This is a genomic window from Robiginitalea sediminis, assembly GCF_002198115.1.
Taxonomy (GTDB): domain Bacteria; phylum Bacteroidota; class Bacteroidia; order Flavobacteriales; family Flavobacteriaceae; genus Robiginitalea; species Robiginitalea sediminis.
The window spans coordinates 1,116,644-1,139,193 of sequence record NZ_NGNR01000001.1 but is presented as its reverse complement, the minus strand read 5'-3'; the positions used below and the strand labels follow the sequence as shown (position 1 = coordinate 1,139,193).

Genomic DNA, 22,550 nt, shown 5'->3' with positions numbered 1-22,550 from the left:
GCACAGTCGGCCGAATTCCGCTACCTTTAGGGCAAAGCCCTGCCCATGGAACTCTTTTCCTCCTACAACCTGATTATAGAAGGTGCCCTGATCCTGATCCTGTCCTTCTGGTTCAATACCCTGTCGAGGAAAACCAACATCCCTTCGGTGCTCATGCTGATCGCCCTCGGGATCATCCTGCAATACGCAGCCCGGGCCTTTGTCTCCGAACTCCCGGACCTTTTTCCGGCCCTGGAGGTCCTGGGGATAGTGGGCCTTATTATGATCGTACTGGAGGCCGCACTGGAACTGGAACTCAAACGGAATAAAATCTGGCCCATCCTCAAGTCGCTTTCGGTAGCCCTGGCGGGCTTGCTGGCCTCGGCCTGGGTAGCCGCCCTTATCCTGCAGGGGCTGATCCCCGGTATGGACAGCACCTCGGCCTGGCTCTACGCTACCCCCCTCTCCATTCTCTCCAGCGCCATTATCATCCCCAGCGTAGGCGCCCTGGAGGAAGCCAAAAAGGAATTCCACATTTACGAAAGTACCTTTTCGGACATCGCCGGGATTGTATTGTTCTACTTCCTGGCCGGCCAGCTGAACCCTGCCGAGGCAATAGGCCCGGCAGGCTTTGCGGGGACCCTGGCGCTCACGGTGGTACTGGCTGTTGCCGTAAGTTATGTGCTCATCCTCATTTTCCAGGGGATCAAAACACAGGCCAAACAATTCCTGCTTATTGCGGTGTTGCTCCTGCTCTACGCTATCGGGAAAAAGCTACACCTCTCCTCTCTGATCATCATCCTGGTCTTTGGCCTGGTAATCGCCAATATGAAGCTGTTCTTTGCAGGCCCCCTACGCCGTTACCTCAACCAGGAGCGCGCCAAACAGATCTACCATGAACTGCATATCATCACCCTGGAAAGCGCCTTTGTAGTGCGGACCTTTTTTTTTGTGGTATTCGGGATGACCATTGTGCTTTCGTCCCTGCTAAGCCTTAAGGTTTGGCTGGTGAGTATCCTGATTATCGCTTCCATATATCTGATCCGTTTTGCCTTGCTGCGGGTGGTCTTCGGGAGCGATATCCGGCCCCAGTTGTTTATTGCCCCCCGGGGGCTGATTACCGTCCTGCTGTTTTACGCCATCCCCGCAGAGGCCCAGGCCCCGGGTTTTGAGCCGGGCATCCTTTTGTTTATCATCATCGCCACCAGCCTGATCATGACCTGGGCAATGGTTCGGGACAAGAAGAAAATGACCACCCTGCTGGAAGAAATAGATGCGCAATACGAATTGCGGGATGAGGCGTATGAGGAGGAGTGATGTGAGAATTTTGAGAATCGGGGGTTTTATAAAGGTTTAGAAATCGTATTCCAACTGACAACCCGTATGACCGTAATCCATTCCAAACGCTCAACTCTGCGCCGCCTGCTCTTTACCTGGGTTGTAACGCTGGTATCGGGCAGTGTGACGGCACCGCTTCTTTTTGCGTTGACCCGCCGGTTACCGGGCATTGACAACATCCCGCTTATCGATACCTTGCCCGAACAAATGCTGGCGTTCCTCCTAATTGCAGCTGTTTGTTCCCTGCCTGCATGGAGCCTTATGCTCTTCGTGTATTTCCGGTTTCGAAAAAAGCCCTCGACAGGGTTTATTTTGCAGGCCGTTCATGGGATTGCAGCCCTTGCAACCCTCGTAGTTTGTATGGCTGCAGACTGGGAATTGATGCCGGTCATCCTCTCTGCCGGGGTGGCCTATTCCCTTATCGGACAATTGCTGCTCCGGTTTTGGGTCTTCCCATCCCCACCGCCAAAGAGTTGAAATTTGGCAATACGGGGCTTTCCGTACTACCTTTGTATTTGGTATTGCTTTTTGAAATGAAGTACCTGCTGACCTTTCTTATACTCATACCCTTAAGTGCCTGGGGCCAGGAAGTTGGAGGCGCCACCGGGGGGGCGATACCTTCCCTGGCGGATTCCCTGGCTGCCGTAAACCAGGTGCACGGACCCTATGTAGGGTTCAGTGGGGAGGCTACAGCCCAATACCAGAACTTCCAATTGCTTTGTGAACAGGCCACCGAGGCCGAACTCCTGGAGCTCTGCCAGCACGAGAACGCGGTGGTGCGCGCCTATTCCTTCTGGGCTCTTGCCCGCCAGCAATACTACCAACTGGATTCCGTATTACTGGCGCACTCCAGGGACGAAACCCTCATTACCGAAATCCAGGGCGGGGTCATGACCCGGGTACCGCTGATCGACTTCATGCAATGGGTGGTTAGCCCGGATATGATGGATGCCCAGAGTAAAAAACTGGACGAGAAAGTCCTTAAGCGGGTGGCCGAGCTCCGGTTTTCGGATAGGTAAGTATCGTCTAAGGCCTTTGGTACATGAGCAAACGCTCAAAAAAATCCCGGTAAATCTCTTCTGTGTTTATTGTGCTATAAAACCGAATAGGACGGTCTCCGCTATCCCTAGAAGTCCTGACCACCTCCAGAGTAGCCACTTCAGGCCTCAGAAATGCAGCCACCAAAGCCAGGTCCCATAATGTCCTGGAATTGCGGGAACCATCCAAATGGTCCTCCCACCGCCTTAATAAATATGCCCCTAATGGGTGAGACCCGGTTTCCCTTTTTAAAACGTCTTGCCTGATCTCCATTGCCTGTGCCGTATTAATGGGCATGATTTGCATTTGAGCATCGGAGTCCAACAGGAAATCCAAAGCATAGGGGTCCATAAGGGCATTGAAGTCGTTGCGTTTCAATATACCCGACTCGAAATCCATAGTAGTACCCAACCAGTATATCCGGAGCTTGGGCGCAATTTCAGGGGAGATAAAAACAGCAGAAGCCACATTGGTTAATGCCCCAAGCACCAGGATTTCCACTGAATCCCGTTCGGTTGCCTGCCGGATGATTTCATAGGATGCCGCAGAGTGGCGGGCGCGGTCCCCCCAATCGTACATGCGGGCTTCACCTCCCCTTAAGGTAGGTACTGAGATGCCCATTTCCCCCAATAATTGCTGATTGAGGCGATGGCTGTTCTCCATAGAGTTCGGCACGCTCCAATGGCTGGTCTGCCAGTGGGCGGCACATAAGGCACTTACCTCAACCGAAGGATCCATCAGGATGCGCACCAGTGCGTAGAGGTCATCCACCTCGTTCCCGGTATCGGCATCCACAATAACAGATCTTTGGGCTGTGAGGGTAAGGGAACAGAAAACAAAGAGCAGTAAGCAGAGATAAAAACGGGTCATCTGGGTTCTATTTGCTGGTTGTTAGGTGATTTCTAAAATAAGTCATGGCAGCGGCACTGCAAAATGGCAGAATACCGCATTTTTATTTGGGGTACCCCCATATCCCCGAACAAAAGATAGCCTAACTGCCTGCAATTTCCTTTCAAAACCCGGGCTTAGTGCGAAAAAACCCGAAAGAGCACACGTAAATCGCAGTATAGCAAACCTGAATTGCCTATCTTAATTCGCACATCGACAAAACCTTAGCCATGAAACAACTAGACGCCACAGCCCGGTTCCGTATTAAGCCCGGGCAAATGGAACCTTTCAAGAAAATAGCCGCTCAGATGATTGCAGCTGTGCAGGAAAAAGAACTGGGAGCAGGCTGTCTGCGGTACGACTGGTTTTACAACGAGGAGCTATCCGAATGCCTGGTGCGTGAAATCTACCGGGATTCGGCGGCAGTACTGCAGCACATGGAAAATGTGGGGCCCATGCTGGGGCAACTCCTCACTATTTCCGAGCTCAGCCTGCAGGCATGCGGTACGCCTTCGGAAGAGCTGAAAAAAGCCTCGGAAGGGATGGCAATTACCTACTACCATTTTGAAGCCGGGGCATAACCCCCCACTCCCATCCACAATCTAGCCTCCGGACCTGCACACTCCTTTCATGCCCGCCTTTTTTTTAGGTAGCCTATGGAAAACCCCTCTACAGGAAGACCTAAGCATGTACCTGTAGTTGTGCAGACCTGGAAACTTCAGGAAATAAAAAAACCCGAGCATCTGCTCGGGTTTTTTGTTGGCCCACTAGGACTCGAACCTAGAATGACTGAACCAAAATCAGTAGTGTTGCCAATTACACCATGGGCCAGCGCCTTAAGAGCGGCAAATTTAAAACAAAGTTTTATTACGCCAAACAAAAAATGGGCATTTCGGAAAAAGGGAAAAGGCCCCCGGTGTTAAAGCTTTCCAAGGAACCCGGTCCGAATGGGGGTTATTTACTAAATTCGCCCCAAGTCCGATAAAGCAGCGCACATGTTCGCGAATAATTTCCGCAAGTGGAACACCCTTGGCGGGTGGTTGGTATTCACCATTACATTCCTCGTCTATTTCATCACCACCGAACCCACCGGCAGCTTCTGGGATGCGGGGGAATACATCGCCACATCGGCCAAATTACAGGTGGCCCACCCCCCGGGGGCTCCCCTTTTGCAGATGATGGGCGCCTTTTTTGCCATGTTTGCCCCCGGGCCCGAAAATGTGGCCTTCCTGGTAAACCTGATGTCGGGGGTGTCCTCTGCCTTTGCCCTGCTGTTTATGTTCTGGACTATTACCAACCTTACGCGAAAGCTCACCGGTTGGGAGGAGCTAAGCAATGCCCAGGCCATAGCCCTGCTCGGCAGCGGCCTGGTGGGGTGCCTTAGCCTGGCCTTTTCGGACAGTTTCTGGTTTAACGCTGTGGAAACCGAAGTATACGCCATGGCCAGCCTGATTATGTCCCTGCTGCTTTGGCTTGGGCTTAAATGGACGGATAACCTGGACGACCCCAGGGGGAACCGCTACCTGGTGCTGATCGCCTTTATTGTAGGGCTCACCTTCGGGATACAGTTTATGGGATTCCTGGCGATCCCCTCTATCGGGTTGTTGTATTTCTTCAAGAAGTATAAAACAGTCAATGTCACCAATTTTATCCTGGCCAATGCGGCCGTGGTCGGGGTCCTCATCCTGGTCTACAAATTCTCGCTCACCTATGTCCTGAAACTATTTGGCTGGAGCGAGGTGTTCTTTATCAACGACGTGGGGCTCCCTTTTAATTCGGGGACTCTCATCATGGGCCTGCTTTTTGCCGGGGCCTTTTATTTCGGTTTGCGCTATACCCGAAAAAACAACTACCTCCGCGCCAATACGCTGATCCTGTGCGGCCTGTTTATGTTCCTGGGGTTCTCCTCCTGGCTGATGCTGCCCATCCGGGCCAACGCCAATGTGGTGATCAACGAGAATAACCCGGCCGATGCCCGGGCCCTGCTGGCCTATTACAACCGGGAGCAATACCCCGGGGTGGACAGTCCGTTCTACGGCGCGTATTACTCCGACCGCTTTGCCTCCCCAGGTGAAAACCGGGACGACAAGCCCAAGTATGAGAAGGACACAATTACAGGCAAATACGTCATCGTTAACCATTACAAGGAGGCCCTGCCCGGCCCCAACCCGGACCACGTGGGGCTGCTGCCGCGCATGTGGAGCGACCAGCACGCAGAGAATTATATGCGCTACTTCGGGCCGCTGGATTTCAGGCTTACCGAAAGTAACGCAGAGCTGCGGGCCGCCGCCCAGCAATTGCGCGCAGGCCTGGCATCCGGCGAGCTGGACGAGGAACAGTACATCGGGTTCCTGAACCGCTTCGGCGACTACCTGGAGGTGCAGCCACCCTCTTTTGGCCAGAATCTGGATTATATGCTTCGCTTCCAGTTCGGCTATATGTACTGGCGCTATTTCATGTGGAATTTTGTCGGGAAGCAGGACGATAAACAAGGGCGCTACAACGGCAATGGGGAATGGATAAGCGGGATCCCCTTTGTCGATTCCCTTTTCCGGGGCACCCAGGAAAACCTCCCGCAGGACCTGCTGGACAACAAGGGGCGCAATACGTACTTCTTCCTGCCCCTGCTGCTGGGCATCATCGGGCTGGTCTTTCAACTGGGGCGCAACCCAAAACAGTTCTGGGTCCTCTTTGTCTTCTTTCTGTTCACCGGAATTGCCATCCAGTTTTACACGAACCCCTATATTTTTCAGCCGCGCGAGCGCGACTATTCGCTGGTTGGGTCCTTCTATGTGTTCGCTATCTGGATAGGCATGGGCGTGGTGGCCCTTTTCGAGGAATTCCGAAAATGGCTCACTCCCAAGATCTGGGCTCCTGTCATTTCCCTGGTATGCCTGCTGGCTGTGCCCGGGGTTATGGCCTACCAGAACTGGGACGACCACGACCGCTCCGGGCGGTACACGGCCAGGGCTGCCGCCATGGCCTACCTGGACAGTTGCCAGGAAGATGCCGGGGCCATGCTCTTCACCATTGGGGACAACGACACCTTCCCGCTGTGGTATGTCCAGGAGATCGAAAATTACAGGACGGACGTACGGGTGATCTGCACCAGCCTCTTCGCCACCGACTGGTATGTAGACCAGATGAAACGCAAGGCTTACGAAAGTGAGCCCATCCCCTCCCAACTCACGCACGAGCTTTACCGGTATGGGAACCGGGATGTAATCTACCACCAGCCGCTGACCGAGAACCGCTGGGACATCCGCGACTTTATGGACTGGATCGGGAGCGACAGGCCCGAAACCAAAATACGCTCTTACCTGCAGCGCATCGGGGCAGACCTGGCCGAATATCCGGAAAGCACTTTGGAAACCGTCTTCTACCCTACCAACAAAATCCGGGTGCCCGTCAACAAGGAAAATGTGCTGGCCTCCGGCCTGGTTAAGGAAAAGGACTCTGCCCTTATTGTGGATTACATCGACATCGACCTGCCCGGGGTATTGCCCAAACACCGCATCCTGATGCTGGATATCCTGGCCAATAACGACTGGAAGCGGCCCATCTATTTCTCGGGCGGCAGTTTTGACCGGGCCGAGTATATCTGGATGAAGGAGTACCTCCAGCTGGACGGCATGGCCTACAAACTGGTCCCCATCCGCACCGAAAACCGCAACGGCTTTGAACTCGGGCGCATCGATACCGACCTGATGTATGACGTGGTGATGGGCCTGGAATGGGGGAATTCCGGAAGTCCGGATATTTACCACGACCCGCAAACCCGTTCCCAGGGGCTTTCCATGCGCGCCAACCTGGCCCGCCTGGTGGAAGCCCTCATCGCCGAAAATGAGATAGACCGTGCCCGGGAAATCATCGACCTGGCCATGACACAGATGCCGGTGGAATTCTACGACTTCTACACCTTTGTGGAACCGTTCGCGGACGGGTATTACAAGGTGGGGGAAACCGACAAAGCGCGCGCTTTGTACCGGAAACTAAAGGGGATATACCTGGACCGTTTGGATTACTATGCCGGCATGCCCCTGGACGAGCAATACGACCGGGCAGAGGAAATCCTGGACAACCTCGAGGCCTTCAAGCGCCTTACGGACATCCTTATCGCGAATAAGGACGAAACCCTGGTAGAAACCGAGACGGAGGTGTTCAACGCCCAGTTCGACCGCTTTGCCATCTTTGGGCAGCGCAGCCTGCTGGATTCCCTGGAAGAGGTGGAAGAAGCGGCCCCGGATACATCGGCAGACAGTGCTGCGGTGGATACGCTCACCACCGCCACGGACGGCACGCAGACGCAGGTAGACAGTACCCCGGACCTGCCGGAGAACCCATAAAAGTCCGAAACGTTTTTACAGGTATTCGTTGAGGATGCCGATCAGGGTATTGGCATCCTGCTCGCCGCTCTGGCGCCATACCATTTCCCCTTTCTTGTAGATCATCAGGGTGGGAAGGCCTTTGATGCGCAAGGCCTGGGAAAGTTCCTTGTTCTTGTCTACATCGATTTTAATAACCTTTCCCTTGTCGCCAAGTGCAGCGGCAACGTCGCGCAGTACCGGATGCATGGCCGTGGATTGGTCGTTCCACTCCGCATAAAAGTCCAGGAGGACCGGTACATTCTGATCGATGAGTTCACCGAATTTGGACATAAAGCAGGCGTTGATTTACCATCCAAAAGTAAGAAAAAATGTTAAATCGATTCCGAAACCTCCTGTATTTGAGGGGGTCCGGGCGTTAAATTCAAGTTAAACCCGTTTTGCGGAGGGTTATCACGGTGATTTCCGGCCAGATACCCACGCGGCCGGGGTACCCGAGGAATCCGAACCCGCGGTTCACATTGATGAACTGCCCGAGCTCCTCGTAGATGCCCGCCCAGTATTTGTAACGCCATTTGACAGGGCTCCACTTTACCCAGCCGGGGATCTCGATACCGAATTGCATCCCATGAGTATGCCCGCTTAAGGTGAGGTGGTAGTGCAGGGCATCGGGAATCACCTTGTCCTCCCAGTGCGAGGGGTCGTGGCTCAATAGAATCTTGAAATCCGAAGGGTCGATCCCCTGGGTGGCCGCCTGCAGGTCACCAGCCTTTTTAAAGCCGCCCCGACCCCAGTTTTCGACCCCTATCAGGGCGATCCGCGCCCCTTCCCGCTCCAGGTAGCGGTGTTCGTTGAGCAGCAGGTCAAAACCCATTTCCCGCTGCATAGTTTTCAGTCGCTCCAGATTCTCCGCCTTTTCCTCCTCTGTGTCCCAGGGGATGTAATCGCCGTAGTCGTGGTTACCCAGGATGGAGTATTTCCCGTCCGGGGCTTCGAGCCTGGAAAACAAGGCCGTCCACGGTTCCATCTCGCTGGCCTTGTTGTTGACCATATCACCCGTGAAAAAAATCGCGTTGCTCTTCTGCCGGTTGATCAGCTCCACCCCGTATTCGATCTTGGCCCGGTTGTCGAAACTCCCGCTGTGGATATCCGATATCTGGGTGATCGTATAATTGTGGAAGGCCTCCGGAAGGTCCTTGAATTCCAGTTGGTAGCGCAATACCTTGTAGTTGTACTTCCCCCGGTACATCCCGTAGAGCAAAGCCCCGAAAGGCAGGGAGGCTATCCCCAGGGCCATCAGGCTCAGGAACCGCCTTCTGCCCGGGAGGCTGAAGGTGTGGGACTTGCCGGAAAGTTTGTCGTAGGCTGCTACCACAAGGCGGAAGAGGTCCTCGGAAAAAAGGAAGAAAATCGTAATGAGGTTAAAGGTGAGGACGGCCAGGAGGAACCCAAAGGCATAGCTCTTGGGCCGGCTCAGGACCCGGCCGGGATCGTCCCCCACGGTAAACTGCCAGATGAAATTCCCCAGGACCAGCAGGGAAACCGCCAGGTAGAGGTAGTAGACCCACGGGAACCGGGTACCCGAACGCAAGGCCTGTAAGGTATAGAGGCACATGGCCAGGTAAAGGGCTACAAAGATGATCCACCTGAGCATAGCGGGGCGTTTTTACAAATATATCCCTTTTTCGGCCAAGCCCGGACCAGGTCCTATGCAGAATCGAGGGCCTTTACCACCCGGCGCACCAGGGCGGCATCGGAAATAGGGGGAGGCCCTTCGGTGAGCATCCCGGGGGTATTCATGGGCGGGCCGTAAACCGCATCCCGGGCCGTAAACCCGGAAGTAGCCGACAGGTGGACTGCCCCAAACCCGGAATGGGCAAACTTCAAGACGTTAGACGGGCCTACCCCGCCACCAGGCATCAGCTGGAGGCGCTTTACACTACCCTGGAGTTGTTCCAGCATGGGGAGGCCTTCCATTGCGTTTGCGGCCTGGCCGCTGCTCAGCAGGGTATCGACCCCCAGGCGGTCCAGGAGGGCCGCCGCCGCCTCGGGCTCCGGGCACTGGTCGAAGGCACGGTGGAACGTGAAGTGCCCGGGAATGACGTCCCGCAAGCGGGCCGTACGATCTGCATCCATACGCCCGTCCGGGAGGAGGCAACCGCACACGATGCCTTCAAAACCCCATTCCACACAGAGGGCGATATCGTTGAGTATGATTTGAAAATCCTCCTCGGAATAGCAGAAATCCCCGCTGCGCGGGCGGATGAGCACATGCACCGGCAACTCCACTTGCCTGCGCACCTCCCGGAGCAGACCGGCCGAAGGCGTAACGCCCCCAACGGAAAGTTCCGAACAGAGCTCAATCCGGTCCGCCCCCCCTTGCTGTGCAGCCAGGGCCGAAGCCAGGGAATTGGCGCAGACTTCTACTTTCATATTTATGTATCTTTAAAATCCGAATTTAAACCCTTCCCACCATGCACAGAAGAAAATTCCTGAAAAATTCCTCCATTGGAACGGCCGGCATCCTGAGTGCCCCGGCCCTGGTTTCCTGCTCGGAAGCCCCTGCCGCCAACCCCGTGACAACCTCCCCGGGCCCCGTGGTAGTCTGCACCTGGGATTTTGGGAATGCCACCGAAAAGGCATGGGGCGTCCTCAGCACCGGGGGGAGCGCATTGGACGCGGTGGAAGCAGGTGTACGGGTGGAGGAAGCCGACCCCGGGAACCAGACCGTGGGCTACGGCGGCCGTCCGGACCGTGACGGCCGGGTTACCCTCGACGCCTGTATTATGGATCCGGAAGGGAATTGCGGGTCCGTCATGGCCCTGGAAGGGTATGTCCACCCTATTTCCGTGGCCCGGAAAGTGATGGAGGAAACCCCGCACGTGATCCTGGTGGGCGAAGGAGCTGCCCGTTTTGCTGCAGAACAGGGCTTCGAAACCCAGGACCTGCTCACGGATGCCTCCCGGGCCGAATGGGAACAATGGAAAGTGGAAGCGCAGTATAAGCCGGTCATCAATATTGAAAACCACGATACCATCGGCATGCTCGCCCTGGACGTCAACGGCAATATCGCAGGGGCTTGTACCACCAGCGGGTTGGCCTATAAAATGCAGGGGCGGGTAGGCGACTCTCCCGTCATCGGGGCAGGTCTCTACCTGGACAACGCGGTGGGCGGCGCCACGGCAACGGGTATGGGCGAGGAAGTAGTCCGGACTGTAGGCAGCTTCCTTATCGTAGAACTCATGCGGCAGGGGCGCACCCCCCAGGAGGCCTGCGAGGAAGGGGTTAGGCGCATTATGGAGAAGAACAAGGGCCGCCGCGACTTCCAGATTGGATTCCTGGCCATAAACAAAGCCGGGGAAACCGGGGCCTATTGCATCCACCCGGGCTTTAGCTACAGGCGCTTCGATGGGAAGGGCCACCGGAACATCCCCTCGGAGAGCGCCCTGAAATCCTGATAAATTCAGTAGCTTTACCAACCGCCAAAGCATCTTCCTATGTCTGAAAAGAAACGGCTGTTCCTGCTGGACGCCTATGCCCTTATTTTCCGTGGGTACTACGCCCTGATCAAAAACCCGCGCATCAACTCCAAGGGGATGGATACCTCGGCCATCATGGGCTTTATGAATTCCCTCTTCGACGTGATCCGCAGGGAAAAACCAGACCACCTGGCCGTGTGTTTCGACAAGGACGGCAGCGCCGAACGCACCGAACTGTTCCCCGAATACAAAGCCAACCGGGACGAGACCCCCGATGCCATCCGGGTAGCCGTCCCCTGGATCCAGCAGATCCTGCAGGCCATGCACATCCCCGTCATCGAAAAATCGGGCCTGGAAGCAGACGATATAATCGGCACCCTGGCACGGCAGGCCGAGACCCAGGGGTACCAGGTCTTTATGGTAACCCCGGATAAGGACTTCGGGCAACTGGTGACCGAGAACACCTTTATGTACCGCCCCTCGCGCATGGGGAACGGGATTGAGATCTGGGGCATCCCGGAGGTGCAGAAACGCTTTGGGGTGGAACGCCCGGAACAGGTCATCGACTACCTGGGCATGATGGGAGACAGCAGCGACAACATTCCCGGCTTTCCGGGGGTGGGCGATAAAACCGCCAAAAAATTCATCGAACAGTTCGGCTCCCTGGAGGGCTTATTGGAGAATACCGACCAGCTGAAGGGCAAGATGAAGGAACGGATCATTGAGCATGCAGAATTGGGCAAGTTGTCTAAAAAACTGGCCACCATCTGCATCGACTGCGATGTCTTCTTCGACGAAAAGGATTTCGAAATGAGCGTCCCGGACAGCCAGAAGGTTCAGGAGCTTTTCGAGGAACTGGAATTCCGGCGCCTGAAGGAGCAGTTCCTCAAACTCTTTTCCGGCGAAGCCGCGGAAGACACCCCCGTGAGCAGTACGGAAACCGCACGTAACCTCGACCGCCCTGCAGGCAGCGGGCAATTCTCCCTTTTCGGGGAGGAGGCCTCCGGAGCTGAAGCCGTAACAGAATATTCGGGCCGTAAGACCATTAAAGAGGTAGACCACCACTACCAGAGCGTTGCGGGTGGGATGGCCCTGAAACTTTTTCTGAAAAACCTCATGGGCCAGCCCCGGGTGTGTTTCGACACGGAAACCACTTCCCTGGACCCCTTGAAGGCGGAACTGGTGGGGATTGCCTTCAGTTGGGAACCGCACAAGGGCTATTACATCCCCTTCCCGGAGGAGCGGGAGGAGGCCGTAGCCCTGCTGGACCAACTGCGGCCTTTCTTTGAAGCGGAAGGCATCGAAAAGGTGGGCCAGAACCTGAAATACGATATCAAGGTCCTGAGCACCTACGGCATTGGGGTGAAAGGGCCGCTTTTCGACACCATGCTGGCGCACTACCTCATCAACCCGGATATGCGACACAATATGGATGTCCTGGCGGAGACCTATCTGAACTATACCCCTGTCCCCATCAGCGACCTGATCGGCAAAAAAGGGAAAAACCAGCTCAGCATGCGGGAGGTGCCCCTGGAGGAGCAAACCGAATATGCGGTAGAGGATGCCGACATTACCCTGCAGCTGGCAACCCTCTTCGAGCCGGAACTGCAGGCTGCCGGTACGGAGAAACTCTTTCATGACATCGAGATCCCGCTGCTTCGGGTCCTGGCCGCCATGGAACTGGAGGGGATCAACCTCGATACCGGATTCCTGGAAGGGCTGGCCGGAGACCTGGAAAGCGATATCGCCAGCCTGGAATCCCGCATTTATGAAGCGGCCGGGGAGACCTTCAACATCGGCTCGCCCAAACAGCTGGGGGAAATCCTCTTCGACAAGATGAAACTGGTGGACAAGCCCAAGAAAACCCGTACCGGGCAGTATTCTACTGCCGAGGAGGTGCTCTCGGACCTGGCCAAGGACCACGAGATCATCCAAATGGTATTGGACTACCGGGGGCTCACCAAACTCAAAAGCACCTATGTGGATGCCCTGCCGGAGCAGGTGGCACCCAGTACCGGCCGGGTGCATACGGATTACATGCAAACCGTGGCCGCCACCGGACGGCTCAGCAGCAATAACCCCAACCTGCAGAACATCCCAATCCGCACCGAAAGGGGGCGGCAGGTCCGGAAAGCCTTCATCCCCCGCTCGGAGGAGTACCGATTGCTGGCAGCGGATTACTCCCAGATAGAGCTACGTATTATCGCGGCGCTCAGCGAGGAGGAGAATATGATCGAATCGTTCAAACGGGGGGAGGATATCCACGCCGCCACGGCTGCACGGGTATTCAAGGTCCCGCTGGAGGAGGTCACCCGCGAGCAGCGTTCCCAGGCCAAAACGGTCAACTTCGGGATCATTTACGGGGTCTCCGCCTTCGGGCTCAGCAACCAGACCACCCTGAGCCGGTCCGAGGCCAAAGACCTGATAGACACCTATTACCAAACCTATCCGCGCCTGCGCAACTACATCAGCGAACAGGTTGATTTCGCACGGGAGAACGGCTATGTGCAAACCGTGCTTGGGCGCAGGCGCTACCTGAAGGATATCAATGCGGGCAATGCGGTAGTACGGGGAGCGGCCGAGCGAAACGCGGTGAATGCCCCGATTCAGGGCAGCGCGGCGGATATCATCAAGATCGCCATGATTCGGATATACCAGAAATTAGAAGCGGGAGGGTTCAAAACCAAAATGCTTCTGCAGGTACACGACGAATTGGTCTTTGACGTCTATACCCCGGAGATGGACCAGGTGAGCGCCATGATCAAATCGGAAATGGAAAACGCCTATAGCCTGGCGGTACCCCTGGTGGTAGACATCGGGGTAGGCGACAACTGGCTGGAAGCGCACTAAACGCTAGCGCTTGCGGAAAATAAGCTGGCCGGTACTGACCACGTCGTCGAATACCGAACCATCCAGATCCATCCGGAGGGTCTTGCCCGAAATGGTTGCATTTACCGAGGAGGTAACCCCATCGGGATCTGTAAAGGTAAGGACCCCGTTTTCATAGGTATACGGACCGCTTTCTGAAACGAACTGGCTGGGGCAGGGGATGTCGAAGTTCCCCTGGGATACCCCGCTTAAATCCAGGAAATCGAAGGAATTCTGGGCCGTAGCCGTCCCGTCCGTCCCAAAGGTTACATTCAGGATATAGCAATCCTTGGCCGTGAGGATATTGAGGAAATCGCTGGCCAGGAGTTCGTCTTCGGTGGCGGTGTTTTCATCCAGTTGCAACTCCACGGCATCCCAGGTGCCTTCTATAGAAACCGGGTCGGAACTTCCGCTGTCGTTGGAACAGGACCACAACAGGCCTAAAGAGAGGAGGAGGGCAATGGGGCGCATTTTCATAACAAAGGTTTCCCCTAATAACGTTTTTGGGCGCTGTTTATTTTGGCGGGTGGCATCAGAATGCAAACCGGTAGGTGGCCTTGAGCAGGAAAATGTTGGCAGGCTGGGCGGCTCCCCCCAGGATGTTGGCGTCCAGGCTGCCCAGAAGGCTGTTCCCGGGGTCTCCCGAGGCGGTCAGGTCCTGCGACCAGACCAGGTAGAGTTCCGAACCTGGGATGTACTCCCACCGCACGACCAAATTGGACCGGAATTGCACAAAGGAAAAATCCGGGTCGCCAAAACTGAATTCCGGGGTACCGTCGGCGTTTTCATCTACCTGGTAGGTCCCGTCGGCGAATTCCAGCTGATTGGACGCATAGGACGTCACCCGGTCTTCGAAGCGCCCGGCCAGCGGGTCCGTCACATGTTTGAAGCCGGAATACCTCCCCCTGGAGATAAAAGGCTGCCCCCAGTACTGTACGGTCAGGTTTGGGTTGATGGTATAATTCAACCGGACAGACATGGCCAGGGTCTGCTGGTCTATGGTCCCGTTCAGGTACCGGATCCCATTAACCGTTTCGATGTTGTCAATAAACTGGAGCTTATCCCGATTGGAGGTATAGCTGGGGTTGGCGGAAATACTCAGGGCATTGGTGGGCTGGTAGGTGAACCCGCCTTCCACGTAATACCTGCGATAGGAATCGTCGAATGCCTTCCTCCCGTTGTGGAACACATTAAACCGGATTTTCTTGCGGCGGTCTGTATTGACACCGTTCCAGAAGGTAATCCCCGGGGAAACCCGCAGCCGGGGACCTCCCCGTAAGGCGAAGTTGGAATGCTGGGAAGTGAGTACGGTAACGCCCAGGTTGGTAAACCAGTTGTTGGCCCAGTTCTGCCAGCTGTTGGCATTGAATTGGAGCAGGTTGTGGTTCCCCCCAAAATCCCAGGCGCTCCAATGGTTGTAATTGATCCCTACCCGGCGGAAGGTCTTGTCCGGTTTCAGGCTCTGGTAGGCCACCCAGGTATAGTGCCGGATATCGTCTGCCTGGCGCTGGAAACCGATGTCGTTGAGTTCCAGCTCGGGGGAACGCCAGGTTGCCCCGCTTTCGAAACGCCAGTGCCCATTGCCCACTTTCCCAATCTGCAGGTTGCCCCCCGTACCCGTAAGGGAAGTCCGCTCAGGGTCTACCTCAAGGTATCCGGCCCCGGTACGCTGAAAGAGGTGGGTTATGGATTCCTGGGTCCGGGTGATGGCCTCCGGGCTTCCAGCTACATGGCTCCAGATCAGGTTCCCCCCAACATACCAGTCGCGGTTGTTCCACTGGTGCTTAAAATCGATTCCCCCGGAATAGGCCGCCTCGTGCAGCCAGCCCAGGGATTCCGGCAGGCTTTCCCTGTTGGTGGCGGTAACGATGGTCCCTACATAGGTATCCCCCTGGTCAAAATCCTTCTGCAGGCGCCCCACCAGGTAGTTGGTAAGGGGTTCCACCACTTCCCGCCTGCGGTCTCCCTGGGCATCGATGGTAGCCCACCTGCGGGCCGTTACACTTTCCAGAAGGCCAAGGGACCATCCGCTGCGCGTCTTTCCGCTGAATTTGGCCGCCCCCAGGATGGGGGTTGTGGAGGGCTGGTCTACAAACTCCCCTTCGGCCGTATCGGGAAACCCCTGTGGGTTGCGCCCTATCCGGCGGCTGTAAAAGACATTGTCGGACCCGAAGGTGTCCCCGGCTATGGATTCGGAAACCGGATAATTGAAGATGTTTTTGTTCTCGATGAAAAATGGGCGCTGCTCCCGGAAGAATATCTGGAAACCATCCAGGGCGATGGCAGAGGGGTCTGCTTCCACCTGACCGAAATCCGGGTTGATGGTTAAATCGAGCGTCAGGTCGTTGGTGATCCCAATCTTGGCATCCAACCCGGCGGTAAGGGTGGTTTCCGTACCATCCTCGAAGGGGTTCCCCTGCTCCGCCTCAAAACTCCTGCTGCGCGCCACGGTATAGGGCTGGATTTCCAACTGGTTCTGGGACTCTAGTTCCCGAAGGCCCTGGAGCTCCCCGAATTCGCTTACAAAACCCGGGGTGTCCACCGGCAGGCGCTGCCAGACCGAGCGCTCCTCCTCCCGGAAAAACCGCCGCATAACTTGCAGGCCCCAGGTTTGCTCAAGGGCATCTCCAAACTTTAGCTGGCTCAGGGGGATGCGCATTTCAGCAGTCCACCCCTCGGAATCGGTTTGGGTCTTGACATACCAGATAGGGTTCCAGGTTTCATCCTCGTCATTGCCGTTATTGGATTCGAAAACATCGCCCTTTACACCCGCTGCCGAAACGATAAACCCAAAGGCAGTGCGCTTGTCATTATAGCTGTCTATGAATATACCCACCCAGTCCCCGTCGAAACCATCGCGGCGGGAGAGCCGCCGGACAATCTTTTCGGGTTCGGTATCGAAGGCCCGGATCCCCACGTAGAGGTTCTTGGAATCGTAGAGGATCTTAAAACGGGTCTGCTGGGCCGGAGGGGTATTTTCATCCGGCCGTTGCTCGATAAAATCCCCGGCCCACTCCACCTGCTCCCAGGCCAAATCGGTAAGGATCCCGTCTATGGCAGGAGCGGTTTGGGGGGGAACCGAATGGGTGGTGTAGACCCTCCGGGCCACAACCTCGGTGGCCTCTTCCGTCGGAACCACTTCCGGGGTATACTCGGCCGCGTCCTGGGCATGCAAGGCCACTGTGAGGGACAACAGCAGTCCCCACAAGGGTAGTTTGTTCATCTGTAGGCAGATTGATGTACCTGTAAAGACCCGGGGGATGCACTGCTGTGACACTCCTAACCCTATTTTCACAAACCTTTAACAAATTTCCGGGCATCCCCTATTATTTTCATTTTGGCATGAAAAATATTGCCCGGCAGGCATTTGTAATTCAACTTATTAATCGTACATTTGCAGCCCGTTTATCGGGAATGAAGTGTTTAATAGCGTAATACATCAGTAGTGGACACATTGAGCTACAAGACTTTATCTGCCAACAAGAACACAGTGAACAAGCAGTGGGTTCTGGTAGATGCCGAAGGCCAGACGCTGGGCAGACTCGCCTCTAAAGTGGCAAAGATCCTGCGCGGGAAATACAAACCCGAATTCACCCCCCATGTGGATTGTGGTGACAACGTGGTGATCATTAACGCCGAAAAGATTTCCCTTTCCGGGAACAAGTGGGAGTCCAAGCAGTACATCCGGCACACGGGATACCCCGGAGGACAGCGCGTGCGCAACGCCCGGGAAATGATGGAGAAGAAGCCTACCGCTATGGTGGAAAAGGCCGTTAAGGGCATGCTTCCGAAAAACCGTCTGGGTGCGGACCTGTTCCGGAACCTGAGGGTTTACGCCGGAGACCAGCACGACCAGGAAGCACAGAAACCGAAGGCCATCAATTTAAACGACCTTAAATAATGGAGGTAATTCACAAAATCGGAAGAAGGAAAACGGCAGTTGCCCGCGTCTACGTTTCAGAAGGCAAAGGCTCCATTACTGTAAACAAGCGCGACCTGGCGGAATATTTCCCCACTGCCACGCTTCAATACAAAGTCAAGCAGCCCTTTACCCTTACTGAGAACGAGGATGCCTACGATGTAAACATCAATGTTTACGGGGGTGGGATTACCGGACAAGCGGAAGCCATCCGCCTGGCCATTTCCCGTGCCCTTTGCGAAATCGACGCCGAAAACCGCGGCGCCCTCAAACCGGAAGGCCTCCTGACCCGCGATCCGCGGATGGTGGAGCGCAAAAAGTTTGGTCAGAAGAAAGCACGGAAGAAATTCCAGTTCTCCAAGCGTTAATGCCTTATCCCCGGGCCCTGGCCCGGGGACCTTTATATAGTGTGTAAGTTCCCTGCCCAGGCAGGATTGTATTAACCCCGTTCCTTGAAATTGCCCTTCGGGGCAACTAAAAGCAAACCCGGCTCCTGTGGCCGGTAGCCGAATTAGTTTAGCATCTAAATGGACAAGGCGCGTGCCGCTTAATGGGCACTACCACTTGTACATTGCGCATTCAAAGAACGTAAACTAAGTTTTCAAAAATGGCTGAAAAAGCTGAAGTAAAAGACCTACTGGAAGCCGGGGTGCATTTTGGGCACCTCACCAGAAAATGGAACCCGAACATGGCGCCCTACATCTACATGGAGCGCAACGGGATCCACGTTATCAACCTCTACAAAACCGTCGCAAAGCTCGATGAAGCCTGCGAGGCGCTGAAGAAAATCTCCGCCTCCGGGCGCAAAGTCCTTTTTGTGGCCACCAAGAAACAGGCCAAGGACATCGTTGCGCAAAAGGTTTCGGAAACCAACATGCCGTACATTACCGAGCGCTGGCCCGGCGGTATGCTTACCAACTTTGTGACTATCCGCAAAGCGGTCAAGAAAATGACCTCCATAGACCGGATGAAGAAGGACGGTACCTTCAACACCCTCTCCAAGAAAGAGCGTCTGCAGGTAGACCGCCTTCGCGCCAAGCTGGAGAAAAACCTGGGCTCCATTGCAGACATGACCCGCCTGCCGGGCGCTATCTTCGTGGTAGACACCATGCGCGAGCACATCGCGGTGAAAGAAGCCCAGAAGCTCAACATCCCCATCTTCGCGATGGTGGATACCAACTCCGACCCGCGTCCGATCGATTTCGTGATCCCGTCCAACGACGATGCCTCGAAATCCATCGAACTGATCATGACCCACGTAACCCGTGCCATTTCCGAAGGTCTTGCCGAGCGCAAGAGCGAAAAAGCTGCCGAAAAGGCCGCAGAGGACCAGGCCGAGGAAGCACCGGCAAAACCGGCCAAGAAAGCTGAAAAGCCAGCCGCTGAGCCTAAAGTGGAGGAAGCACCTGCCGCCGAGCCCAAGGCTGAAAAGGCCCCTGAAGCAGAGGCCCCTAAGGCCGAAGCCCCCAAAGCCGAGGCTGCTCCTGCCCAAAGTGCAGACGACCTGACCAAGATTGAAGGCATTGGCCCGAAGGCTGCCGAGGCCCTTGTAAACGCAGGTCTTGGGACGTATGCTGCCCTGGCAGGTTCCGATCCCGAAGCCATCAAGGAAATCCTGACCGACGCCAGCTCCCGCATGGCACACCTGGATCCGGGGTCCTGGCCCAAGCAGGCCAAAATGGCCGCAGACGGGGAGTGGGATGCCCTGAAGGAATGGCAGGACAACGCCAAAGGCGGGGTAGAATAACCCCATAGCATTCACTGAATATCGATAACGGGGTGCGTGTTTGGCACCCCATAAATCCAAATAGGAAAATGGCAAAGATTACCGCCGCTGAAGTAAATAAACTGAGACAGGCCACTGGTGCCGGAATGATGGACTGTAAAAACGCCCTGGTGGAAGCCGAGGGGGATTTTGACAAAGCCATTGAAATCCTTCGCAAGAAAGGTCAAAAGGTTGCCGCCAAGCGCGCAGACCGCGATTCTTCCGAAGGGGCCGCCATCGCCAAGGTGAATAGCGACAACACCACAGGGGTGATTGTATCCCTGAATTGCGAAACCGATTTTGTGGCCAAAAACGAAAGTTTTGTCACCCTGGCCAACGACCTGGCCGATCTGGCCCTTGGGTACGATTCCAAGGAGGCGTTCCTGGCCGCGGATTTCAACGGGATTTCCGTACAGGAAAAACTCATGGAGCAAACCGGGGTTATCGGTGAGAAAATCGAGATCGGAAGTTTCCGCAAGCTGAGCGCTCCTTTTGTGGGCTCTTACATCCACGCCGGAAACAAAATCGCTACCCTGGTCGGGCTTTCCGCCCCTGTAGAGGGAGCCGCTGCCGCCGCCAAAGACGTGGCTATGCAGGCAGCAGCCATGAGCCCCATCGCCCTCAATGAGGAAGGTGTGGACCAGGAAACCATCGACAAGGAGATCGAAATAGCCAAGGAAACCCTCCGCAAGGAAGGCAAGCCCGAGAACATGCTGGACCAGATTGCCAAAGGCAAACTGCAGCGTTTCTTCAAGGACAACACCCTGGTAAACCAGGATTTTATCAAGGACAGCAAAATGAGCGTAAAGCAGTACGTTCAGTCTGTTGAGAAAGGCCTGGAAGTAACCGGTTTTGAGCGTGTAGCCCTCGGGTAACTCCTTAAATGTATACCACAAAAAAAGCCACCCTGCAGGGTGGCTTTTTGCTTTTGAAGCAGGAGCTTAGCCCTTAAGCCAGGCCTCCCGAAGGGCTATCGCTTGCGGGGAGGCATCGGGATCCGGGCCCAGGCGGAATTCCTTTACGGTTGGCGACCCGGCCAGCCCTTCCAGGGTTATCCGCTCCCCATCGCGCTCTACCACCATGCGCACTTCGGTATCCGGGGTCCAGGAAAAGCTCTGCCCCACAATCATCTGCATCCCCTGCAAGGTGATCTCGGTCCCGTTGATTTCCTTGATCTCATCCCCGCCCTGAGCGCCCAGGCCGGTCAGGAAACTATTCAGGTCAATGCCTTCCCGCACAAAAATGCGGTCGGTGTCTGAAGGGTCTACATCAATGAAGGGCATCTGGCTTTGGAGGTCCTTGATAAAGTAACCGCTTTCCACCTCCCGGTCTCCCATTACCAGGCCTACTTTGGCAAAAAAGCGTTGGTAGTCAATAGGGGTGTCCCCAATGACATGGGTGTCGAAAAAGGTTCTCACCTCCGGGTAGGTCATGGCCACAATCTCATCGATCAGCGCCTCGTCCTTAAAAGGCGTATCCTGGTCGTATTTGGCTGAAAGCGCCTTCATCAGGCCCAATACCCCCATGCTGCCACCGCTCTGCTCCCTGAGGATAATGTCCAGGGCCATATTGATCAGGGCCCCTTTCTCGTACACGTTTGCATACTGGGGCTCATAGGCCGGGTCCAGCACATTGCGGCTCATCTCGATAAAGGAGAGGGCATCGTTGTAGGCCATGGCGTTCTGGATCTTCCCCATAATGCGGGCATAGAAATCGGCCTCCTCAATCAGGCCCTGCCGGATCTGGAAAAGGTTGGCAAAGTATTCGGTCGTGCCCTCGTACATCCACAGGTGGGCCGACATCTTCGGGTCATTGTAATCGAAATACTGCACTTCCTCCGAATGCACGTTGAGGGGGGTTACGATGTGGAAAAACTCATGGGAAACCACATCGATCATGGTCTCCTCCAGCTGCGGCAGGGGCAGTTGCTCGGGGAGGACCACTACGGTGGAGGTGTGGTGTTCCAGGGCCCCGAAGCCCATGGCATCGTCTTCCTCCATGGTGGAGAGGTACAACAGGATATTGTACGTGCGGGTGCCGTCTATGTCGCCGAGGAAGGCTTTTTGGGCCTCCATCATCCGCTGCATGGAAGGCCTGAAATCCGCGGCGGTATACTGCCCGTTGGGGGAATACACGCTCAGGCCCACCGTAATGTCGCCTACCTGGAAATATTCAGGCGCAGACGGGGTAAACTGGATGGGGTTGTCAATAATGTCAAAATACCTGCCCGCGCGGTAGATGTAGCTCCCGTCCTCCCCCCGGGTCCCCTGCAGTGAGGTGGCCGCCTTAAGGGCTCCCGGAGCCCGGATGACCAACTCATAGGGCAGCTCCTCCAGGTCTTCGAAATACCCCACAAAGCCATGGAGGTTGAGCATGAAATGGTCCGGGGCCTTGATGTTGGTCCCGGCCGGGGAAAAGGGCGCTTCTTCCCCACCCTGTTCTGCGTCATACGAGTCGTTTACCCAGTAGGTAATCCGGTCCAGGTTGGCACCATCCGACACCACCCACTGGTTTGGGTTCTCCCGCCGGACTTCCAGGGGCTTGCCCTTGTAGTCCACAGCCTGGAGCCCCTCAACGTAACGCCCGTAATTATCTGTGCTATACGTTCCGGGGACGGTTTTGGGGATCAGGAAGCGCACCGGCCCCTCGGGAAAGGCCCCGGGGTCTACCGAAACCATGACCCGGTCCTGGTCGGTGCCCACCAGGTCCAGGCTGGTGCGGATTGGGGTTTCGCGAACCGTTACGGTATTCCGGGCTGCCCCGCAGCCCCAAAGCAGTACCGCGGTTGCGGCCATTGCCATCCAGTTTTTCATAGGATCTTAAGATTTAGGCAAGGATATCGATTTCCCGCCGGATTCCCGTCTATTTTTAGAATTTCTTGACACCTCTGTGCGTAAAATGGGAGCGCCCTTACAAAAGAATTTTGGTTATTTTTGTGAGCACATAAGCCC

Annotated in this window: 18 protein-coding genes and 1 tRNA gene; 11 read left to right on the top strand and 8 right to left on the bottom strand. The window is 55.6% G+C overall.

Going from position 1 to position 22,550, the window contains the following annotated elements; genetic code table 11:
• The first annotated feature begins 45 nt into the window (after positions 1 to 45).
• From CA832_RS05105 to CA832_RS05095, 3 genes are all read left to right on the top strand, one after another.
• Positions 46 to 1,296, top strand: coding sequence for a cation:proton antiporter domain-containing protein (locus tag CA832_RS05105; RefSeq protein WP_088340452.1), 1,251 nt, complete (start codon positions 46 to 48; stop codon positions 1,294 to 1,296).
• 66 nt (positions 1,297 to 1,362) lie between these two features.
• A complete protein-coding gene (locus CA832_RS05100; protein WP_088340451.1) occupies positions 1,363 to 1,794 on the top strand; it encodes a hypothetical protein in 432 nt (143 codons plus the stop codon).
• 56 nt (positions 1,795 to 1,850) lie between these two features.
• The gene (locus tag CA832_RS05095; RefSeq protein WP_143542335.1) at positions 1,851 to 2,336 is read left to right on the top strand and encodes a nuclear hormone receptor family protein; all 486 of its coding nucleotides are present in this window, start codon (positions 1,851 to 1,853) and stop codon (positions 2,334 to 2,336) included.
• Between the two features lie 7 nt (positions 2,337 to 2,343).
• Here CA832_RS05095 and CA832_RS05090 read toward each other — a convergent pair whose 3' ends face one another.
• Positions 2,344 to 3,225 (bottom strand): nucleoside hydrolase, encoded by an 882-nt coding sequence (locus CA832_RS05090; RefSeq protein ID WP_088340449.1) that lies wholly within the window; start codon positions 3,223 to 3,225, stop codon positions 2,344 to 2,346.
• 248 nt (positions 3,226 to 3,473) lie between these two features.
• Here CA832_RS05090 and CA832_RS05085 point away from each other — a divergent pair, with 248 nt between their 5' ends.
• Positions 3,474 to 3,824, top strand: a complete 351-nt coding sequence (locus tag CA832_RS05085; RefSeq protein WP_088340448.1) for a putative quinol monooxygenase — start codon at positions 3,474 to 3,476, stop codon at positions 3,822 to 3,824.
• A gap of 178 nt (positions 3,825 to 4,002) precedes the next feature.
• Here CA832_RS05085 and CA832_RS05080 read toward each other — a convergent pair.
• Positions 4,003 to 4,074: transfer RNA gene (locus CA832_RS05080), tRNA-Gln, on the bottom strand.
• 164 nt (positions 4,075 to 4,238) lie between these two features.
• Between CA832_RS05080 and CA832_RS05075 the strand changes: the two genes are divergently transcribed.
• Positions 4,239 to 7,589: a glycosyltransferase family 117 protein gene (locus tag CA832_RS05075; RefSeq protein ID WP_088340447.1), complete on the top strand. Its 3,351-nt coding sequence runs from the start codon at positions 4,239 to 4,241 to the stop codon at positions 7,587 to 7,589.
• Positions 7,590 to 7,604: 15 nt separating this feature from the next.
• On the opposite strand, the gene CA832_RS05070 is transcribed toward CA832_RS05075, so the two are convergent.
• The 3 genes from CA832_RS05070 to CA832_RS05060 all read right to left on the bottom strand — a co-directional run bounded on the left by CA832_RS05070 (position 7,605) and on the right by CA832_RS05060 (position 10,001).
• On the bottom strand, positions 7,605 to 7,901 hold the full coding sequence (locus CA832_RS05070) for a thioredoxin family protein (protein WP_088340446.1): 297 nt from the start codon (positions 7,899 to 7,901) through the stop codon (positions 7,605 to 7,607).
• Positions 7,902 to 7,992: 91 nt separating this feature from the next.
• A complete protein-coding gene (locus CA832_RS05065) occupies positions 7,993 to 9,222 on the bottom strand; it encodes a metallophosphoesterase (RefSeq protein WP_088340445.1) in 1,230 nt (409 codons plus the stop codon).
• Positions 9,223 to 9,275: 53 nt separating this feature from the next.
• Positions 9,276 to 10,001 carry a copper homeostasis protein CutC gene (locus CA832_RS05060; protein WP_088340444.1) on the bottom strand — a complete coding sequence of 242 codons (726 nt, stop codon included), beginning with the start codon at positions 9,999 to 10,001 and terminating at the stop codon, positions 9,276 to 9,278.
• 41 nt (positions 10,002 to 10,042) lie between these two features.
• On the opposite strand from CA832_RS05060, the gene CA832_RS05055 reads away from it, so the two are divergent.
• Both CA832_RS05055 and polA read left to right on the top strand, forming a co-directional pair.
• Positions 10,043 to 11,026: an isoaspartyl peptidase/L-asparaginase family protein gene (locus tag CA832_RS05055; RefSeq protein ID WP_088340443.1), complete on the top strand. Its 984-nt coding sequence runs from the start codon at positions 10,043 to 10,045 to the stop codon at positions 11,024 to 11,026.
• A gap of 39 nt (positions 11,027 to 11,065) precedes the next feature.
• On the top strand, positions 11,066 to 13,897 hold the full coding sequence (polA, locus tag CA832_RS05050) for a DNA polymerase I (protein WP_088340442.1): 2,832 nt from the start codon (positions 11,066 to 11,068) through the stop codon (positions 13,895 to 13,897).
• A gap of 3 nt (positions 13,898 to 13,900) precedes the next feature.
• Here polA and CA832_RS05045 read toward each other — a convergent pair whose 3' ends face one another.
• Positions 13,901 to 14,392, bottom strand: a complete 492-nt coding sequence (locus tag CA832_RS05045) for a lipocalin family protein (protein WP_088340441.1) — start codon at positions 14,390 to 14,392, stop codon at positions 13,901 to 13,903.
• A gap of 55 nt (positions 14,393 to 14,447) precedes the next feature.
• Complete coding sequence (locus CA832_RS05040) at positions 14,448 to 17,138, bottom strand: DUF5916 domain-containing protein (protein ID WP_088340440.1); 2,691 nt, start codon at positions 17,136 to 17,138, stop codon at positions 14,448 to 14,450.
• A 222-nt stretch (positions 17,139 to 17,360) separates the two neighbouring features.
• Here CA832_RS05040 and rplM point away from each other — a divergent pair, with 222 nt between their 5' ends.
• From rplM to tsf, 4 genes are all read left to right on the top strand, one after another.
• A complete protein-coding gene (gene rplM / locus CA832_RS05035; RefSeq protein ID WP_088340439.1) occupies positions 17,361 to 17,816 on the top strand; it encodes a 50S ribosomal protein L13 in 456 nt (151 codons plus the stop codon).
• Complete coding sequence (rpsI, locus tag CA832_RS05030) at positions 17,816 to 18,202, top strand: 30S ribosomal protein S9 (protein ID WP_088340438.1); 387 nt, start codon at positions 17,816 to 17,818, stop codon at positions 18,200 to 18,202. The genes rplM and rpsI overlap by 1 nt, the downstream gene beginning before the upstream one ends.
• A 239-nt stretch (positions 18,203 to 18,441) precedes the next feature.
• A complete protein-coding gene (gene rpsB, locus CA832_RS05025) occupies positions 18,442 to 19,581 on the top strand; it encodes a 30S ribosomal protein S2 (protein WP_088340437.1) in 1,140 nt (379 codons plus the stop codon).
• Between the two features lie 68 nt (positions 19,582 to 19,649).
• Positions 19,650 to 20,474, top strand: a complete 825-nt coding sequence (gene tsf, locus CA832_RS05020; protein ID WP_088340436.1) for a translation elongation factor Ts — start codon at positions 19,650 to 19,652, stop codon at positions 20,472 to 20,474.
• Positions 20,475 to 20,540: 66 nt separating this feature from the next.
• Here tsf and CA832_RS05015 read toward each other — a convergent pair whose 3' ends face one another.
• Complete coding sequence (locus tag CA832_RS05015) at positions 20,541 to 22,412, bottom strand: M61 family metallopeptidase (RefSeq protein WP_088340435.1); 1,872 nt, start codon at positions 22,410 to 22,412, stop codon at positions 20,541 to 20,543.
• Between the last annotated feature and the right edge of the window lie 138 nt (positions 22,413 to 22,550).

Excerpts from the sequence above, each read along its gene's own strand:
- CA832_RS05105 (WP_088340452.1), top strand. The coding sequence starts at position 46 with ATGGAACTCTTTTCCTCCTACAACCTGATTATAGAAGGTGCCCTGATC.
- CA832_RS05100 (WP_088340451.1), top strand. The coding sequence starts at position 1,363 with ATGACCGTAATCCATTCCAAACGCTCAACTCTGCGCCGCCTGCTCTTT.
- CA832_RS05095 (WP_143542335.1), top strand. The coding sequence starts at position 1,851 with ATGAAGTACCTGCTGACCTTTCTTATACTCATACCCTTAAGTGCCTGG.
- CA832_RS05090 (WP_088340449.1), bottom strand. The coding sequence starts at position 3,225 with ATGACCCGTTTTTATCTCTGCTTACTGCTCTTTGTTTTCTGTTCCCTT.
- CA832_RS05085 (WP_088340448.1), top strand. The coding sequence starts at position 3,474 with ATGAAACAACTAGACGCCACAGCCCGGTTCCGTATTAAGCCCGGGCAA.
- CA832_RS05075 (WP_088340447.1), top strand. The coding sequence starts at position 4,239 with ATGTTCGCGAATAATTTCCGCAAGTGGAACACCCTTGGCGGGTGGTTG.
- CA832_RS05070 (WP_088340446.1), bottom strand. The coding sequence starts at position 7,901 with ATGTCCAAATTCGGTGAACTCATCGATCAGAATGTACCGGTCCTCCTG.
- CA832_RS05065 (WP_088340445.1), bottom strand. The coding sequence starts at position 9,222 with ATGCTCAGGTGGATCATCTTTGTAGCCCTTTACCTGGCCATGTGCCTC.
- CA832_RS05060 (WP_088340444.1), bottom strand. The coding sequence starts at position 10,001 with ATGAAAGTAGAAGTCTGCGCCAATTCCCTGGCTTCGGCCCTGGCTGCA.
- CA832_RS05055 (WP_088340443.1), top strand. The coding sequence starts at position 10,043 with ATGCACAGAAGAAAATTCCTGAAAAATTCCTCCATTGGAACGGCCGGC.
- polA (WP_088340442.1), top strand. The coding sequence starts at position 11,066 with ATGTCTGAAAAGAAACGGCTGTTCCTGCTGGACGCCTATGCCCTTATT.
- CA832_RS05045 (WP_088340441.1), bottom strand. The coding sequence starts at position 14,392 with ATGAAAATGCGCCCCATTGCCCTCCTCCTCTCTTTAGGCCTGTTGTGG.
- CA832_RS05040 (WP_088340440.1), bottom strand. The coding sequence starts at position 17,138 with ATGAACAAACTACCCTTGTGGGGACTGCTGTTGTCCCTCACAGTGGCC.
- rpsI (WP_088340438.1), top strand. The coding sequence starts at position 17,816 with ATGGAGGTAATTCACAAAATCGGAAGAAGGAAAACGGCAGTTGCCCGC.
- rpsB (WP_088340437.1), top strand. The coding sequence starts at position 18,442 with ATGGCTGAAAAAGCTGAAGTAAAAGACCTACTGGAAGCCGGGGTGCAT.
- tsf (WP_088340436.1), top strand. The coding sequence starts at position 19,650 with ATGGCAAAGATTACCGCCGCTGAAGTAAATAAACTGAGACAGGCCACT.
- CA832_RS05015 (WP_088340435.1), bottom strand. The coding sequence starts at position 22,412 with ATGAAAAACTGGATGGCAATGGCCGCAACCGCGGTACTGCTTTGGGGC.